Here is a 16,950-nt window from a genome sequence, read left to right as displayed (position 1 = left end):
GTTAATATTTAAATCATGAAAAAAATATATAATTCTCCCGGATTTTTAAAAAAAATAATCATATTTCCCTCGGTTTTTGTTGGGGTTTTATTGATGAATTCATGCAGCAATGATTTTCTGGATCAGCCTGCTTATAATTCTTTAGATACGGAATCGGTATTTAATAATATAGATACGGCAGAAATGTTTGTATTAGGCTGCTACAGAGGTTTGGTTCCAACAGAAATGTATTATCAGCTGGGAGCCGGAGACACAGTTATTCACTCTTCTGAAGACGGTTCTACAAACAATTCAAAATATAATATTTGCAATTACCAATTTGATGCCTACACTCCCAATACAGTAACAGGAGTTTATTCTGCAATGTACGCCGTTATTGAAAGAACCAATATTGCCGTGAGCGGATTGAGCAAAATGGAAGCAAGTACAAAACGTGATGCTTTATTAGCAGAAGTTAAAGCGATTCGTGCATTTTGTTATTATAACTTAATCCGTGTTTACGGAGATGTTCCTTCGGTTTTTAAACCTTTGGATGAGATGGATCCGAATGATCCAAGTACACTATACCCTAAACGCTCTTCACGCGATGAAATTTACGATCGCATTATTGGTGATCTCCAGGAAGCTGTGGCGGTAATGCCAAGTTTTGCACAAAGCGGGTATTCTACTACAGAACGTTTAACTAAACAATCTGTTAATGCTTTATTGGCAAGAATTGCCTTATATGCAGCAGGATATTCTCTTCGTTGGGATCTTAATACAGGAAGTGGTGCAATGATGTCTCGTCGTAGCGATAATAATAGAGTTCAGCAGCTGTATCAGATTGCAGATAATGCCTGTGCAGCTATTATTAACGGCGGAACAAATTCTTTAGTTCAGGCCCAAAGTGGTAAAAGTGGCTTCGAGGCATTATGGTTCAATTTCTGCCAGAGAAAATTTTCAGTAACTAATCCAGAGATCATGTGGCAAATCGCTGAGTACGGAGCTAACACCAATTCAGCTTTTGGAGTATATGCTAATGAGGGCTCTCGTGGAGGAACCTACGGTTCCAGAAAAGCATTGCAATTTGTACTTCCTAGTTATTATTTGTCTTTTAATCAGGGAGATACGAGAAGGGATGTGTCTTGTACCTCATACAGTATATACTTCCTAAACAACGGTACAGCAAGTGATACCTGGGTAAATGCAGGAACTACATTCTCCTGCATCATGGCAGGTAAATTCAGAATGGGATGGTGTGTGGCACCTCAGGCGGCAGATGCACGTAATCTGAATATTCCTATTCTAAGATATGCAGATGTTTTATTGATGTATGCAGAAACACAGAATTACTTAAATGGAGGACCTACTGCGGCAGGAACTGCTGCTTTACAACAAGTGAGAACTCGTGCGGGAATAGGTTCACTGCCTATACCAAGCGGTCAGCAGGCATTTGAAAATGCAATTGTTCAGGAGCGTAAATGGGAATTTGCAGGAGAATTTAATCTTCGTACAGATTTAATAAGAATGAATCGTTTGGCAAGTGAAATTGAAGCCACAAAACAGGCAATGAAAAACTTATCAAATAAAACAGGACCATATGCCAGTACTCCCGTTTACCGTTTGTATAAACTTGAAAAGAACGCGCAAGTGTATGGGGATCCATTTTTAGCTTTAAAATATATTGATATTACAAGTCCTTCAGAAATTGCAACAATTACAAATGTTCCGACAAGTTCTACAGGTTTTGATGCTTATCAGGCTGCATTAAGAGCTATTGTAACAGCACATGGACAAACTACAACAATAAATGACAAATGGTATCCTACCAATATGTTTCAAGCTTATAACAGTACATTTAATACCAACGCTAAAAAAACAGCCGGCTTTATAGGTGGTTCTGCAGGACAGCTCCAGATAGGAAATATCATTTATACCAAACCAACAGGCTCAGCCGAAAACGGAGGAACCTATCCAAACTGGATCGAAGGTGGAGGAGACGGTCTTTTCTATGGATTTGTACAAAACAAAACAGAATTGCTTCCTTTCGCAGCAGCCTCTGCAGGTCATCCTTTGGTTGATAATCCCAATCTGACCCAGCTTCCTGGATATTAATCAATACCCACATAGAAAATTTAAACATTAAGAAAACTCATTTTTCTTAATGTTTAAGTTTTAAAAATCAACAAATCATAAAATACGAATCATAATAATCCAATAATATTGATACAAAGTAAATTAAGCTAAAAAAAATCAAACGTTAATTTATCTTTAAAATCAGTATTTACCAGTATAGTACGGGATGCTGTAACAAATATTACCATCTACTTTTGGATTATAATTTAGAAATATAAGAGACAAACAATGGAAAAAGTAAAAACATTCAAATACGTAGACTATCTATGGGATGAAAATAAGGCGGCGGCTTTAGGAGATGATCAGGTTGCTTTATTTTTATATCGTTCAAACATTCTGGGAGCTGATTTAAGAATCACGAATTATGGAGGAGGAAATACAAGTTGCAAGACCATAGAAAAAGATCCGCTAACTAATGAAAATGTTGAGGTAATGTGGGTGAAGGGTTCAGGTGGTGACATAGGAACTCTGACGAGAAAAGGAATTGCAGGTTTGTATACCGAAAGGCTACGAAACTTAAAAAATGTTTATCGGGGCTTAGCAGACGAAGACAGAATGGTAGGCCTATTCAACCATTGTATTTTCGATCTGGACAGCAAAGCGCCTTCTATTGATACACCTCTTCACGGGCTTCTTCCATTCAAACATATTGATCATCTTCATCCGGATGCTTTAATTGCAGTAGCTGCAGCAAAAGACAGTGAAAAAATCACAAAAGAAATCTGGGGAGATACCATGGGATGGGTTCCATGGCAACGTCCCGGTTTCGATTTAGGATTACAACTTGAAAAATGTTTAAATGATAATCCGGGGATCAGAGGAATCGTTTTAGGAAGTCACGGTTTGTTTACCTGGGGAGATACTTCTTACGAATGCTATATCAACAGCTTGGAAGTTATTGAAATGGCTTCTGAGTATATTGCTAAGAAAATCGAAGAAAACGGCCAAGTTTTCGGTGGTGAGAAAGTAGAATCTCTTTCTCCGGTTGACCGTAAGATCAAAGCGGCTCAGATCATGCCGTTGTTGCGTGGTTTAGCTTCTTCGGAAAATAGAATGGTAGGTCATTTTACAGACAGCGATACCGTTTTAGAATTTATTAACAGCAACGATTTGGATCGTTTGGCTCCATTGGGAACCTCATGTCCTGATCATTTTTTAAGAACGAAAATCCAGCCGTTGATCTTAAGCCTTTCCCCAAATGAAGATTTGACAGATTCAGCTGCAGTTTTAAATAAACTGACGCCGCTTTTCGAACAATATAGAGAAGAATACAAAGAATATTACGAAACTTGCAAGCATCCGAATAGTCCTGCAATGCGTGATCCGAATCCGGTGATCATCATTTATCCTGGAGTGGGAATGTTCAGTTTCTCAAAAGATAAGCAGACAACGCGGGTTGCAAGCGAATTTTATGTAAATGCAATTAATGTAATGCGTGGTGCTGAAGCAATTTCAGAATACACATCTTTGCCAAGACAGGAAGCTTTCGATATCGAATATTGGCTGCTGGAAGAAGCAAAACTTCAGAGAATGCCAAAAGAAAAACCATTGTCAAGAAAAGTCGCTGTCGTAACCGGAGCCGGAGGCGGAATCGGGCAGGCAATTGCTGATAAAATGGTTCAGGAAGGTGCAGTGGTAGTATTCACAGATTTAAATCAGGAAGTTTTAGACTCTGTAACGGCGAAATACAATAAAGATCAGGCTGTAGGGGTTCCGTGTGATGTAACGAACGAACAGGCAATCGCAAACGCCTTCAAAGAAACGGTTTTAGCTTTCGGTGGAGTAGATATCATTATTCATTCCGCAGGTTTGGCAATTTCTAAATCATTAGAAGATACTACAACAAAGGACTGGGATTTATTAGAAGATGTTTTGGTTAAAGGCCAGTTTTTAATGATTAAAAATGGTGTTGAAATCATCAAAAAACAAGGTTTAGGAGGAGATATTGTCAATATTGCAAGTAAAAATGGTTTAGTTGCAGGACCCAATAACGTAGCATACGGAACGGCAAAAGCGGCGCAACAACACATGACAAGATTATTGGCGGCAGAATTGGCGACTGATAAGATCAGAGTAAACGTTGTAAATCCGGACGGAGTTATCGTTGGAAGCAAAATCTGGGAAGGTTCTTGGGCAGAAGGCAGGGCAAAAGCCAACGGAATTTCAGTTGAAGAATTACCGGCATTTTATGCGAAAAGAAATTTACTGAACGAAATTATTCTTCCTGAAGATATTGCCAATGGAGTTTTTGCCTGTGTTGCCATTTTAGACAAGAGTACAGGAAACATCATCAATGTAGACGGCGGAATGGCAAATGCGTTCCCAAGATAATAATAAATTTAACCACAAAAAACACAAAAGTTTCTTAGAGACATCATTTAATTTTGATAAGATCAAAAAAGGATTATGTAAATTATTTTCAATATAAACAAAGCTTTTTTGAGCTTTTATTTTCAATAATTTTAAACTTTAAAAATTAAAAAGGTTTTTTGTGACTTTTGTGGTAAAATCAAAAATCAAAATATGATTATAGAAAAAGATATCATTGAACAAAATAATAAAAGCGAGGTTGAAAACTTCAATTCAGACTTCGCTTATTTATCAGATAAACTAACAAAAACAGGAGTAAATGTTGCTGAAATCGTCAATAAAATTGCCGATTTTCAGGTAGCTATTCCGAGTTGGGCATTAGGAGCAGGAGGAACCCGTTTCGGAAGATTTTCTTACGGAGGAGAACCTGCTACTTTAGAACAAAAGCTTGATGATGTTGGATTAATTCATGCTTTGACACATTCTGCGGGAGCAGTTTCATTACATATTCCATGGGATATTCCGGATGATGTGAAAGCAATCAAAGAAAAAGCCGCTTCTCACGGACTTGTTTTTGATGCGATGAATTCCAATACATTCCAGGATCAGCCGGATGCAAAACATTCATATAAATTTGGATCGTTAAATTCCGTAAATGAAGATTCAAGAGCGTATGCTGTGGGACATAATAAAGAAGTGATCAGAATCGGGAAAGAATTGGATTCAAAAAGCTTAACCGTTTGGTTGGCTGATGGAGCTAGTTTCCCTGGGCAATTGAATTTCCAGACCGCTTTGTCAAAAACTGAACAGAGCTTAAAAGAAATCTATGCAGGAATGCCGGAAGACTGGAAATTATTCATCGAATATAAGCCTTACGAGCCTAATTTCTATTCAACAACGATCCAGGATTGGGGAACGTCTTTCATGTTGGCAAATGCCTGTGGGGAAAGAGCGTACACATTGGTAGATTTGGGACACCATTTACCCAATTCAAACATCGAACAAATTGTTGCAACCTTAATGTATAAAGGAAAACTAGGTGGTTTTCATTTTAACGACAGCAAATATGGAGATGATGATTTAACCGTAGGTTCTATCAAGCCTTATGCGTTATTCTTAATCTTTAACGAATTGGTATACGGAATCGAGAATAACCCTCAAAATCCTTATCCGGCTTGGATGATCGACGCAAGTCATAACATCAAAGATCCGTTGGAAGACCTGATCCAGTCTTTAGAAGCGATTTTAATTGCTTATGCGCAGGCACTTTTAGTAGATCAGAAAGCATTGAAAGATGCTCAATTGAATAATGACGTTGTTCGTGCGCAGGAGATTTTACAAAACGCGTACAGAACAGACGTTCGTCCGTTACTAAGAGCTGCAAGATTACAGACGGGTGCAGCACTGGATCCGATCGCAGCTTACAGAAACCTTAAAGTAAGAGAAAATTTAATCTCTGAAAGAGGCCTGAATGTAAAAGCGACGGGATTATAATCTGTTTAAAATTGATAATTTGAACTTTCAGGTGCAATCGAAAGTTTTCAATTATATGTATCCTTATTTTTTTAATCATTAAGGTTGAAAGTGTTTAGATTATTGGGATTTTAGGTATAACGCCTCAGAAAATAGTGGATTTTTCTTAATAAATTTTAATATCTGAACACTCCTTAATGGTGTAAAATGAAATGTACATTACAAACCAATCTGAAAAAAATTATTTCGTTCATCATATACAATTTAATTCATCGCAGGAATGTCTAAAAAAAAGGTAACCATCGTATTTGATATTGGAAAGACCAATAAAAAATTCTTTTTATTTGATAAAAATTATAAAGAGGTCGTTCGTGAGTACACAGAACTGCCGCTCACAACCGATGAAGATGGCTATCCGACAGAAGATCTTGCAGCCTTACAAAACTGGATTAAAGATAATTTTAATGCCATTTTGGATGATGAAAATTTTGAAGTAAAAGCCATCAATTTTTCAACCTACGGAGCGAGTTTTGTACATCTGGACCAGAAAGGAAATGTTCTGACACCGTTGTACAATTACACCAAACCGATGGATCGGGAAATTCTTGATCTGTTTTACGAAAAACACGGAAGCAAGCTGAAAATTGCCCGTGAAACGGCTTCTCCTCAGGCCGGAATGCTGAACTCAGGATTGCAATTATTCTGGTTAAAATATAAACATCCTGAAGTATTTAAAAAGATCCGTTACAGCCTTCATCTACCTCAGTATTTATCCTATTTGTTTACCGGAATTTGCGTGTCGGAATTTACTTCCATAGGCTGCCACACCAATTTGTGGGATTATGACAAAGCCGATTATCATGACTGGGTATACGAAGAAGAAATCGATGCCTTATTGCCACCGATTGTACCGACTTCTGCGAGCATCAATACTTCTTACAGAAATAAGAAAATTAAAATAGGTGTTGGAATTCACGATAGTTCTTCAGCGCTTTTACCCTATATTTTAAGTAAAAAAGAACCGTTTTTATTGCTCTCTACAGGAACCTGGAGTATCTCTTTAAATCCGTTTAGTGATGAAAGCTTAACTGATGAAGATATTGAAAACAATTGCCTGAATTATATGCGAATCGATGGAAAGCGAGTAAAAGCCTCCCGTTTTTTCATGGGTAACGAATACAAAATTCAGGTGGAGAAACTGTGTGCTCATTACGGTAAAGAATATGGTTTCCACAGGGAAGTTCAGTTTGATCAGGATTTATACCTTCGTTTAATGAAGCACAAAGCAGTATATTTCCGTTTTGAAGGCATTATACTGAAGCGTAAAATGATAAGTGCAACAGATTTAAACTCTTTTGCTACCTTTGAAGAAGCTTATCATCAATTAATGATCGAATTAATGGATTTACAGATTCATACCATTAAAAATGCGATTGGAAACTCAGATATCAAAACCATTTATATCGATGGCGGATTCACCGATAATGATGTATTCATGAAGCTGATGTCTCACCATTTCCAGGATTATCATGTGATGTCTACACATTCTCCTTTGGGTTCTGCACTGGGAGCTTCCATGGTGATTTCGAATAAGAAAATCGACGATACTTTTTTGCAGCAGCATTATCAGATGAAAGTACTTCAACCTTTAATTCTTAATGTATAAAATATTTTAGTTGTTGGTTATCAGGTGATAGCAAAATCTCAAAAACTAACAACTATTAACCAACAACCAACAACCAATTATGTCATTTCCATTTGATACCCGTTACGCTTCTCTTGAATTACTGATTGAAAGAGCTCAGAAAAGGATGCCCCGTTTCGCCTTTGAATATTTAGATGGAGGTTGTAATGAAAACATCAACAGAGACCGCAATACAAATGAATTGAGAGAAGTTTTGCTCCGTCCGCGTTATTTGAATAATAATTTTGCGGAGGCCAATATGGAAACCGAATTATTCGGCGTAAAATATTCTGCTCCTTTCGGAATTTCTCCCGTTGGCTTGCAGGGATTGATGTGGCCAAACGCTCCGGAAATTCTGGCAAAAGCTGCTTTTAAACATAACATTCCTTTTATTTTAAGTACAGTGACAACGAGCAGCATCGAAAGAATTGCGGAGTTAACAGAAGGAAAAGCCTGGTATCAGTTGTATCATCCTAGAGAAGAGTGGCTGCGTAATGATATTCTTGATCGTTGCGAAGCTTCAGGGTATGATGTACTGTGTGTGTTATCAGATGTTCCGACTTTCGGCTATAGAGCCAAAGAGATCCGAAATGGTTTAGCAATGCCGCCTCAGTTGAATTTCAGAAATGTTTCTCAGGCGTTGGTAAAACCTCAATGGTGTTTAGAAATGCTGAAACACGGTATTCCGAGTTTTAAGACCATGGAAAAATACATGGATAAAAACATGAACGTGAAACAGTTGGGCCAGTTCATGAATTCTACATTTTCAGGAAGATTGAATTCGGATAGGATCAAGGCAATCCGGGATAAATGGAAAGGGAAATTGGTGATTAAAGGCGTTGCTTCTGATGAAGATGCCGAAGAAGCCGTACGGTTGGGATTTGACGGGATGATTATCTCCAATCATGGAGGAAGACAGCTTGATGCCGGTGAATCTACAATTGCTGTGGTAAAAGAAATCAGTGAAAAATATAAAGATCAGATCAAAATCATGATGGACAGTGGAGTAAGAACCGGTCCGGATGTTGCCCGTGCTTTGAGCTGCGGTGCAGAATTTACCTTTATGGGAAGAACGTTTATGTATGCAGTCGGAGCATTGGGAGACAAAGGTGGAGATCACATCATTGAAATGCTTAAAATGCAATTCAGGCAGGTTATGGAGCAGCTTTGCTGTGAAAGAACGGAAGATTTGCAGAAGTTTAGGGTGAAATAAGAATAAATATTCAAATAGAAACGGGCTTTAGCCCGTTTTTTTTATTAAAACATTTTGGCTTTAGCCAAAACTTAAAAACAAGTTTTAAACGCAAAGATTTAATTTTAAAATTACAAAGTTTTGAGTAAGCAAAGTAAGGCGACTTTGTCGCTCATGAAGCTAGCTTCAAAAATCAATTTATTGATTTCATTCTTTGCTTACTCAAAATATTCCAAATGAAATGTAAAATCTTTGCGTCAAGAAAAAATAATGATTTCAACAATGTATTTTAAACCATTAAGAACATTTAAGTTGTTAAGTGTAATTAAGAAAAAATCAAATAGATTTTTATAAGCATTCTGATTAAAGAAGTTTATCTTAATATTCTAAACCTCTTAATAAAATCTTAATGATTCAAAATTAAATATTTTTCACAACAAAAATTCGCAAAGAAAACCTTGCGAATTTTAATTTATCATATAATAGCTACAACTATTTCTTTTTTTCTGCTTTCACGGCCTGTCTCGCCAACAATTTCCAGTCGTTTTTCACTTTAACCCAAACTAATAAAATATCCAGTGTTACATCACCGGGAGCTTTTCCTGCATCAGCAGTCGTTGCATAAAAATGATGGCGAACAATTGCTGTATTTCCGACAATATTCACTGTTTGGTTCGTAATATCAATCGTTAAAAAGTCAGACTTTTTGCTTACCAGTTTTTCTACAAATTCTTTGGCATCATCAATATGACCTCCCGAATGTCCGTATGTTAATTCCGGTAAAATCAAAGATTCCAAATCAGACTTTTCTCCGCTTATCATCGCTAATCTTAATTTTTCGGCAACGGCAGCTACTGCTTCTTTATCATCTATTTTTTGTGCGGAAACAGTGAATGCCAACATAAAAATCGTGGCGAAAATTAATTTTTTAATCATAACTGAATTATATTTTTGTATAGTTTAATTTGCGTAATCGATTGCATTTAGACATCTAGAGCTCAGCAATAAATAAAAATCTATAAAGAATCCCTTTGAATAAATTTGAATACATTATTCACGGATTCCTTTTTATTTTTTAAAATCATATAGGCTGCAGATTCACCCATTGCTTTAAAATCTGTAGTAATTACCGTAATTCCCAGTAGTTCTTTCAATGGGGTTTCGTTGTAGGAAATAATTCCGATATCCTCGCCTAATTTTAAATTATTTTGTCTTACCTGTTTTACTAGATTCACCAGATCGCGTTCGCGAATGGTAATAAAAATATCTTTCTGTAATTCCATATCAGGATAGATTTCATCCAGAATTTCATAGTCCAGTTTAAAATCCCTGCAAAAATTCTCAAAACCACGGACAATACGGAAAGGATAGGGATGAATCGATTTATCAGGATATACCAAGATAATTTTTTCGTATTTCCTGATTTTATCCAGACCTTCCTTCAAAGCGTCATAAATATCATGTTCAAAGTCCTGAAAAATGGAGCCGTATTCTCCTGAAATATTAGGCTTTGTATTATCCAGTATCAATAGTTTATTCTTCGGGATTTTTTCGATCATATCGATCACTTCCTGTGTGGAGCTCGTATGTTTTGACTGCTCGTCGCGGAAGTGGGGCATAATCACATAATAATCGAATCCGCCAATATTTTTCTTTAGTGAATTGATGAAAAGTGTCTCATCACAATGGTAGATGTACATCTCCACATTGCCTTTGGAACCGATTGCATTGACGAAATAATTATAGATCATCATTTTATAAGTGCTCGGTTTGTTAATCAGAAAGAAGATATTAATGATATCATTTTTATTCACACGGGAAATGTAATATCCTTTGCCTTTTACAGATTCGATGATTTGTCTTTTCCTCAGCTCTTTGTAGGCTTTTTCTACTGTATCTCGTGAAAGAAAACAGGATTCACTAAGCTCATTGATGGAAGGGATTTTTTCTCCGATCTGGATCTCTCCGCCATCAATTCCATTCAGAATAGAATCTACAATCTGCTTGTATTTCGGCACTCTTGAATGTTCATTAATGTAAATTTCGAATGTTTCTGCCATGGCTTTAAATAAAAGGAATTTAGCATCAAATTAAGAAATAACTCTAAAATTTGACTTACAATCATGGGAGACAAGTTACGAATTTTTTATAAATTATTCTTTAGGTATGTTGAATTAATAACGATACAATTATTCAACTAAAATTAATGTAAGAAATATGTTTATTTAAGAAGGAAATCAATGGATTTTAATTATCAGTTTTAAACCTTTGAATTGATATGAATGAAAAAGCCTGCTCTTTTCAGAACAGACTTTGAACTATATGAATGTGAAAAAATTAAGGCATTTTCTCAAAGCCTTCTGCTTTTATTTTCCAGGAACCATCCTTTGGAAAGCCCGGAAATTCACCGGTAGAATTGTCCCAACCTTCAAGCATCATGGCAACGGTAGTTAAAATACCCCCGTTTCCTGGAAGATAAATTCTCAATCTTCCATCCTGGTAATTGTGACCATTCTTCAGATAAGTATTGGTTTGAATATTCATAAAAAGCGCGTCCAGAGCTTTGTTAGGAAGACCTAATCTTGCTGCCGTCATTGCCGTCATTGGGAAATCCCAACCCCATGTATGTTCCCAGTTCCATCTTTCCCAGACGATATCCAACGTATTTTTCATAATCTTTTTATCCAGTTTCGGAGATTCAGGAACCATTCCTAATGCTCCCAAAACAGAAGGATGGTCGGTCATCCATTTTGGAAATGTGAAAGAATCTTTTGCTGATTCTGTGGATAAATAAACATTATCCTGAACCGGAAGCGGAGCCAGTTTTGAAATGACATCATCCCATTTTTTATCTCTTTTTTCTCCTAATCTTTCTTTCCATTGCTGAGCGACTTTCAAAGCCCAATCCCAATACGCCACCTCGTAAGTCGGGTTATAAGTATCTTTCGCAGGAAAAACCTCCTGTGCTGGGATTACTCCTTTTCCTAAGTTATAACGATTTTTTTCTTTGTCATACGTGGCAAAATCAGCCATAAATTCTGATGTTGCAAAAACCAGATCCTTATATTTTTCCAACACTTTTTTGTCTTTGTTATGACGGTACAAAAGTTCGGTCATGTAAATCAAATGTGGTTGTTCCCAGATCAGAAATGCGGCTACGGAAGACGGGCTTTCATTACCATCATTATCCGACATTTTAATCCAGCGAACTCCTTTGTAGCCTTGTCTTTCCGCTAATTTTTTAGCTTTATCAAATGACCTGAAATAATAATCCAATTGTTTTTCCAAAATTTCCGGTCTTCCCCACAAAGCATAGTGAACACCGTGCCACCAATGCATTTCGGTATGCGGTTTTCCGTACCAGCTGTTGAATGTCAAGCCTGTTTCCTGAGGCGGATTGCTTCCTCCGCACTGAACTTTGGTTAAATATTCTGACAAAATAACTCTGCGTTCCAGTTCGTTGGCTCTTTTGTCCGTACTTCCTTCAAAATCAACGGCTGCACCGCTTTCCCAGAAGTTTTTCCAGCCTGAAGTACTTTCTTTTTCAGCATCAACAAATAAGCTTTTTGAAGTCTTTTGATTTTTAGCTGAAAACTCAACAGTCAATTCAACCGTTTTATTTTTAGAAGATGGCTCATAAACGAAATAATGCTTGCCTGCTTCATTTAATTTTCCGTCTGTGAAGTACAACTGCGTAAAATAATCAGCAGTTTGTAATTTATGTTCAATCAATCCTTGAGTTGAGTTGGATGAAATCAATTTTGTTGAATGTTTATCTTCGTTTCCGTAAAAAGCTGCTTCATCCAAAAACTGTCCACTCGGATAAGGGTATTTTACAAAAACTTTAAGTCTTTTTTGTTTTACCAAATCCGATTCGATTTTAACACCGATTTTATCTGAATTTTGGAAAGAAGCCGTCCAGACTTTTACAGGAGTTCCTTCTAAAGAAAATTCACTTGTGATAATTCCCGTCCACAAATCAATTTTCTGATTGATATTCTGTAAATCTGCAACCTGTGCTTTTTGTCCATCCTTTTTAATCAGTTCAATCCCAACATTCCCCAACTGCAAGCGATGTTGGTTAACCCTGAAATATTCAACGGCTTTTTTGTTGCGTTCCGGTTCTTTAATCTGAACACTGTATAAGGCTTTTCGGCCGTCATTATTGAAATCGTATGGCTTTAAAGTCTCCTCGAATTTGAAATTTTCGGTATTCGGAAAACTGTTCCAGCCCCATTCAGATTGTGTTCCCAAAGAAACTCCATTCTTGTAATATTCAGGGAAGGACTGCATTCCGGTAATGTCAACCGTGTACGCAAATTTCCCATTTCCAACCGTCAAAGTTGATAAAGTATCCGCTTTGGTGTTGACCACATTATGTCGCTGAACAACTTTTTTACGGTCGATTTTCTGCGCGTTCAAGGACGAAAATCCGATGCAGAAAAGACTCAGATATATTGCAATTTTCTTCATTTTAAATTTTTATTTTATGTTTTCACGTTTGTCATTCTGAACGAAACGAAGTGCAGTGAAGAATCTCAATTTTCTAATAGATTCCTCGTTCCTCGGAATGACAAACCGTCAATTATATTTTATTTACCAACCATTATTACTATCTCAAAACCGTCGCGCTCATTATTCCAATCACCACATCATTGCTCACTGCTGTTAATTTCACAGATTTTAATTCTTTATTCGGATTTATTGGCAAATCTAAAATCGTTGCAGCTCCACCATCAACCTGACGGTCAGTAAATCCTTTGATGCTCGAATATTTGCTCAAGGTACCTCCTTTATATAATTCTCCGGTTTTCAATTTTACACGGTACGGAATTTTATCATCCGGAATTTCAAAAGCAAAATTATCATCAAACAAGTCCTGCTCAATCGGCCACCAATTCACTGGATTTTTCAATTCCAATTTAGAAGTTGAACCGTCAACATATTGAACCGTAATTGTTCCATTTACAATTTGCGACTGCATCGGATTGGTAGAGCCAGCCATTAAAAAATAAATTTTCTTTCCTTTTCCATTCAAAGGGATTTCAATTAAATCAGGATAATTGTCCCACTGACTTGCAAAGGCAATATTTTTATCCGTTTTATCAATTAAAAAAGGAATTCCGAGAAAGTCAACTTTGTTATTTTTTCTTTTATTCATCAATCCGCTGTCATCAATTTGTGCGGTAATCAGCGGATAGCACCAGTTTCCGATTCCCTGCCACGGAAGTTGCAGCGTAGGGACTTTTAGTCTTGGCGAAAGATATTTCTGATTGAAAATCTCAGTCACTTTTTCATTGTATTTTGAAGCTAATGAAATAGTGTTGAACTGACCTTGATTTTCAATTTCCCAATCCGTGATTTCAATATTTTGTTTGATTCCGTTGTATTCAAGCTCAATAGAATTGGTTCCTTTACTTAAATAATTTGATGGAATTTCAATTGATACACTTTGATTTTTTTGAATACTGAAAGTTTTATTTAAACCACTAATATTCAATTTTCCATTAATTGGATTCGATGATTTAGATTGAATTTGCAGCTTTTTATTAACCCATTTTGTTTCCAAAGGAAAACGGATATCTACATTCACAGGTTGCCACCAAGTGGTTCCGTTTTGCTCAACTTGCACAAAAAAAGTTCCTTTTCTTTCTTCCTGAATTAAATTGAACTGATTTCCGTTTCGATTTTTAACTAATTCCTGCGGGTCAAGAATATCTTTAATTTTCTTTTTTGAATCAAAATTCAATTGAAGATTTTCAGAAATATAATTTTTGAAATCGGTTTGCTCATTTTTAATTTCTTCACCTAAAGAATTGATTTCAATTTTAAAATCTTTTCCTTTTGGCGTTTCAAACTGAATAATGGGTTGTAAAATAGAATTTGGTTTAACTTTCCAATCTACATTTTTACCATTTACTTTAACCGATTTGATATTGGAATAATTCACAGGAATCTGCATTTCTAAAGCTACAGGATTCTGATACTTTGAACTAAAATTATATTCAGTTTTCTTCGAAGTTCTTTTAAACTGATACTCCCAATCCGGAAGTTTCAGTTCGGCAGAATTCCAGTCTTTCGGAAAACCTGGTTTGATGCTGATTTTATTTTCCAACAAATTTGGATAAACACCGAAAAGTCCTTCTGTTAAAGTTCTTGAAGCCACACCAATTGGGTCGGCGAAATCTCTGTACAATTCTCCACGAAATGCATCGTAATGAGAAAGCTGTTCAAAATTCCCCGGACTAATGCCGTAGTACATTGATTCAACCAGATTTCCTTTCCAAAGTTGGTACGCATCTTCATTTCTTCCGGCTTGCCAGTACGCCAAAGCGGTTTGTAAGTTTTCCGCCAACGCCACATTGTTGATCGACCAATCGTAAGGTTGCCAGTTGGTGGTCGCTAAAGTATAATAGTCTTTATGAGCCGCACCTTTTACTGTAATCGGAATTTTCGGTGTGTGATTATTAATGTATTGTAAGTTCTGATAATTCTCAAATTCATTCAGAATAAACGCGTCTGAAACGTGATAAATCGACCAGACTCCCGGTTTGTCGTGAACGATTTGATTGCCTAAAGCATCTTTATATTCAGAAAAATAACCTTTGTTTTTAATCCAAAGTTCATTTTTCATTGCCTTTAAAATCGCATCGGCTTCCTGCTCGTAAGGTTGAGGGTTTTCGCCAATGATTTTCGCCAGTTTCGCCATTTCACGGTTGGCTCTGTAATTATACGCCGAAGTGTGCGTCACTTTTCCACCCGAATACTGAAGCGCATCGCTCGCCCAAATAGCAGCATACGCATCGTACAAATCGCCACGTTTGAAATTTCGTTTTTCCCAATCCATATGACGAACCAGCGTTGGCCACTTTTTTTTCAAAAATTCTTTGTCTCCCGTGTAATTGAAATGCGAAAATAGCTGGTCAAAAAACACCAGATTCATATCATAATGATGCGGTTTTGTGTTGTCGTTCGGATTTCTGGAAATATATCCGCTCGAAAAAACCGAAGTACCCATTTTCTCTTCGTGACGGGCAAGATGACGCATCGTATCCATTTCTACAGGCGCAAAATCGGGTTTTAAAACCTGAGAATTGGCATAACTTTCAAAATGTTCTTTTGCTCTGTCGTGCCAACTCAATGCATCTGCTGTGTAAGCTCCTCGCCAAGCATTCAACCGCATTCTCCAGGCAACTGCGCCGTGAAGGAAAGTCGGACTTTCCCAAATTCCGTCTGCGGCAACCGCTAAATTGGCTCCGAAATTATTCAAATCTGCATCCGGAGTTTTTAACTGAATTCGATTGGTTAATGTTAAACGTGATTTTTCAGCTTCATTAAAGATGTTTTTTAAATCTTCATATGAAAAGTTTTTGGATAATATTCCTTTGGCAATCTGGATATAAATAGGTTGGCTTTGTGAAGAATAAGAGGCATAGACAATTGGAGATTCTTCATTTTTATTTTGCGTGAACTTCTCAAGATTTTCTAAAGTTTTTGCATCTGTCAGTTGAAGAGAATTTACATTTGAAAAACCCCCGTTAATGGTTTGAATTTCTTTTTTCTTGTTTGGATAATTTAGTTGAAATTGATTTTTCCTAATCTTATATTCATTAATCCTACAATATTCCGGCAATAGATAAAATCCGGATTCCGGGTCTGCACCAATGTCGCCATTTCTGCTGAAAGTTGTTCCGCTTGCACCGCCGTAAACTGCATAGATTTTTGTTGACGAATCTATATTGACAGTTTCCATTTTCACCACCAAACCTTCTTCTTTAGCTTGTGTCAAGACGGTCAGTTTCAAACTTCCTTTTCCAAGAATTGGGTCTTTGATTTCATACAGCATCGAACCTGGCCGATAACGGGTTTCAATCTTATCAGCATTAATTAATTTTTTAATTGAATTTCCTTTCTGAATGATAAACTGAAGATTTCCGCCCATTCCAGGAAGATACAATGCAAATTCCGGCAAATCTCCCGCTTCAACTCTCGATGCACGGTTGTCGCCATACAAAGCTCGATTGAAACGGTATTTTCCGTTGACCAATAAAAAATCACCTTTGTCTTCTTTATAATGCAGCTCACGTTCTTTGTTCTGCCAGTGTTTCGACTGGGCAAAAGAATGGGAGAGTGCCGATAAAACGATGAGTCCGGCGAAAATGGTTTTCCTTCGCAT

General features: G+C 36.8%; 9 protein-coding genes. 5 read left to right on the top strand and 4 right to left on the bottom strand.

Going from position 1 to position 16,950, the window contains the following annotated elements; all coding sequences use genetic code 11:
• Positions 1 to 15: 15 nt before the first annotated feature.
• From CLV73_RS05610 to CLV73_RS05590, 5 genes are all read left to right on the top strand, one after another.
• Entirely contained in the window at positions 16 to 2,094 is a 2,079-nt protein-coding gene (locus CLV73_RS05610) for a RagB/SusD family nutrient uptake outer membrane protein (protein WP_185116758.1), read from the top strand.
• Between the two features lie 249 nt (positions 2,095 to 2,343).
• A complete protein-coding gene (locus CLV73_RS05605) occupies positions 2,344 to 4,446 on the top strand; it encodes a bifunctional aldolase/short-chain dehydrogenase (RefSeq protein WP_100375870.1) in 2,103 nt (700 codons plus the stop codon).
• Between the two features lie 192 nt (positions 4,447 to 4,638).
• A complete protein-coding gene (locus tag CLV73_RS05600; RefSeq protein WP_100375869.1) occupies positions 4,639 to 5,919 on the top strand; it encodes a sugar isomerase in 1,281 nt (426 codons plus the stop codon).
• A gap of 259 nt (positions 5,920 to 6,178) precedes the next feature.
• Positions 6,179 to 7,564: an FGGY-family carbohydrate kinase gene (locus CLV73_RS05595; RefSeq protein WP_100375868.1), complete on the top strand. Its 1,386-nt coding sequence runs from the start codon at positions 6,179 to 6,181 to the stop codon at positions 7,562 to 7,564.
• A 79-nt stretch (positions 7,565 to 7,643) separates the two neighbouring features.
• On the top strand, positions 7,644 to 8,795 hold the full coding sequence (locus CLV73_RS05590; RefSeq protein ID WP_100375867.1) for an alpha-hydroxy acid oxidase: 1,152 nt from the start codon (positions 7,644 to 7,646) through the stop codon (positions 8,793 to 8,795).
• Between the two features lie 471 nt (positions 8,796 to 9,266).
• Here CLV73_RS05590 and CLV73_RS05585 read toward each other — a convergent pair whose 3' ends face one another.
• The 4 genes from CLV73_RS05585 to CLV73_RS05570 all read right to left on the bottom strand — a co-directional run bounded on the left by CLV73_RS05585 (position 9,267) and on the right by CLV73_RS05570 (position 16,950).
• Positions 9,267 to 9,710: a nuclear transport factor 2 family protein gene (locus CLV73_RS05585; RefSeq protein ID WP_100375866.1), complete on the bottom strand. Its 444-nt coding sequence runs from the start codon at positions 9,708 to 9,710 to the stop codon at positions 9,267 to 9,269.
• A gap of 80 nt (positions 9,711 to 9,790) precedes the next feature.
• Complete coding sequence (locus CLV73_RS05580; protein ID WP_100375865.1) at positions 9,791 to 10,834, bottom strand: GntR family transcriptional regulator; 1,044 nt, start codon at positions 10,832 to 10,834, stop codon at positions 9,791 to 9,793.
• Between the two features lie 277 nt (positions 10,835 to 11,111).
• Positions 11,112 to 13,247 carry a hypothetical protein gene (locus CLV73_RS05575; protein ID WP_100375864.1) on the bottom strand — a complete coding sequence of 712 codons (2,136 nt, stop codon included), beginning with the start codon at positions 13,245 to 13,247 and terminating at the stop codon, positions 11,112 to 11,114.
• A gap of 139 nt (positions 13,248 to 13,386) precedes the next feature.
• Positions 13,387 to 16,950 carry a DUF4450 domain-containing protein gene (locus tag CLV73_RS05570; RefSeq protein WP_100375863.1) on the bottom strand — a complete coding sequence of 1,188 codons (3,564 nt, stop codon included), beginning with the start codon at positions 16,948 to 16,950 and terminating at the stop codon, positions 13,387 to 13,389.

The sequence above is a fragment of the Chryseobacterium geocarposphaerae genome, assembly GCF_002797535.1.
Classification (GTDB): domain Bacteria; phylum Bacteroidota; class Bacteroidia; order Flavobacteriales; family Weeksellaceae; genus Chryseobacterium; species Chryseobacterium geocarposphaerae.
This window is presented reverse-complemented; position numbering and strand designations above follow the sequence as displayed.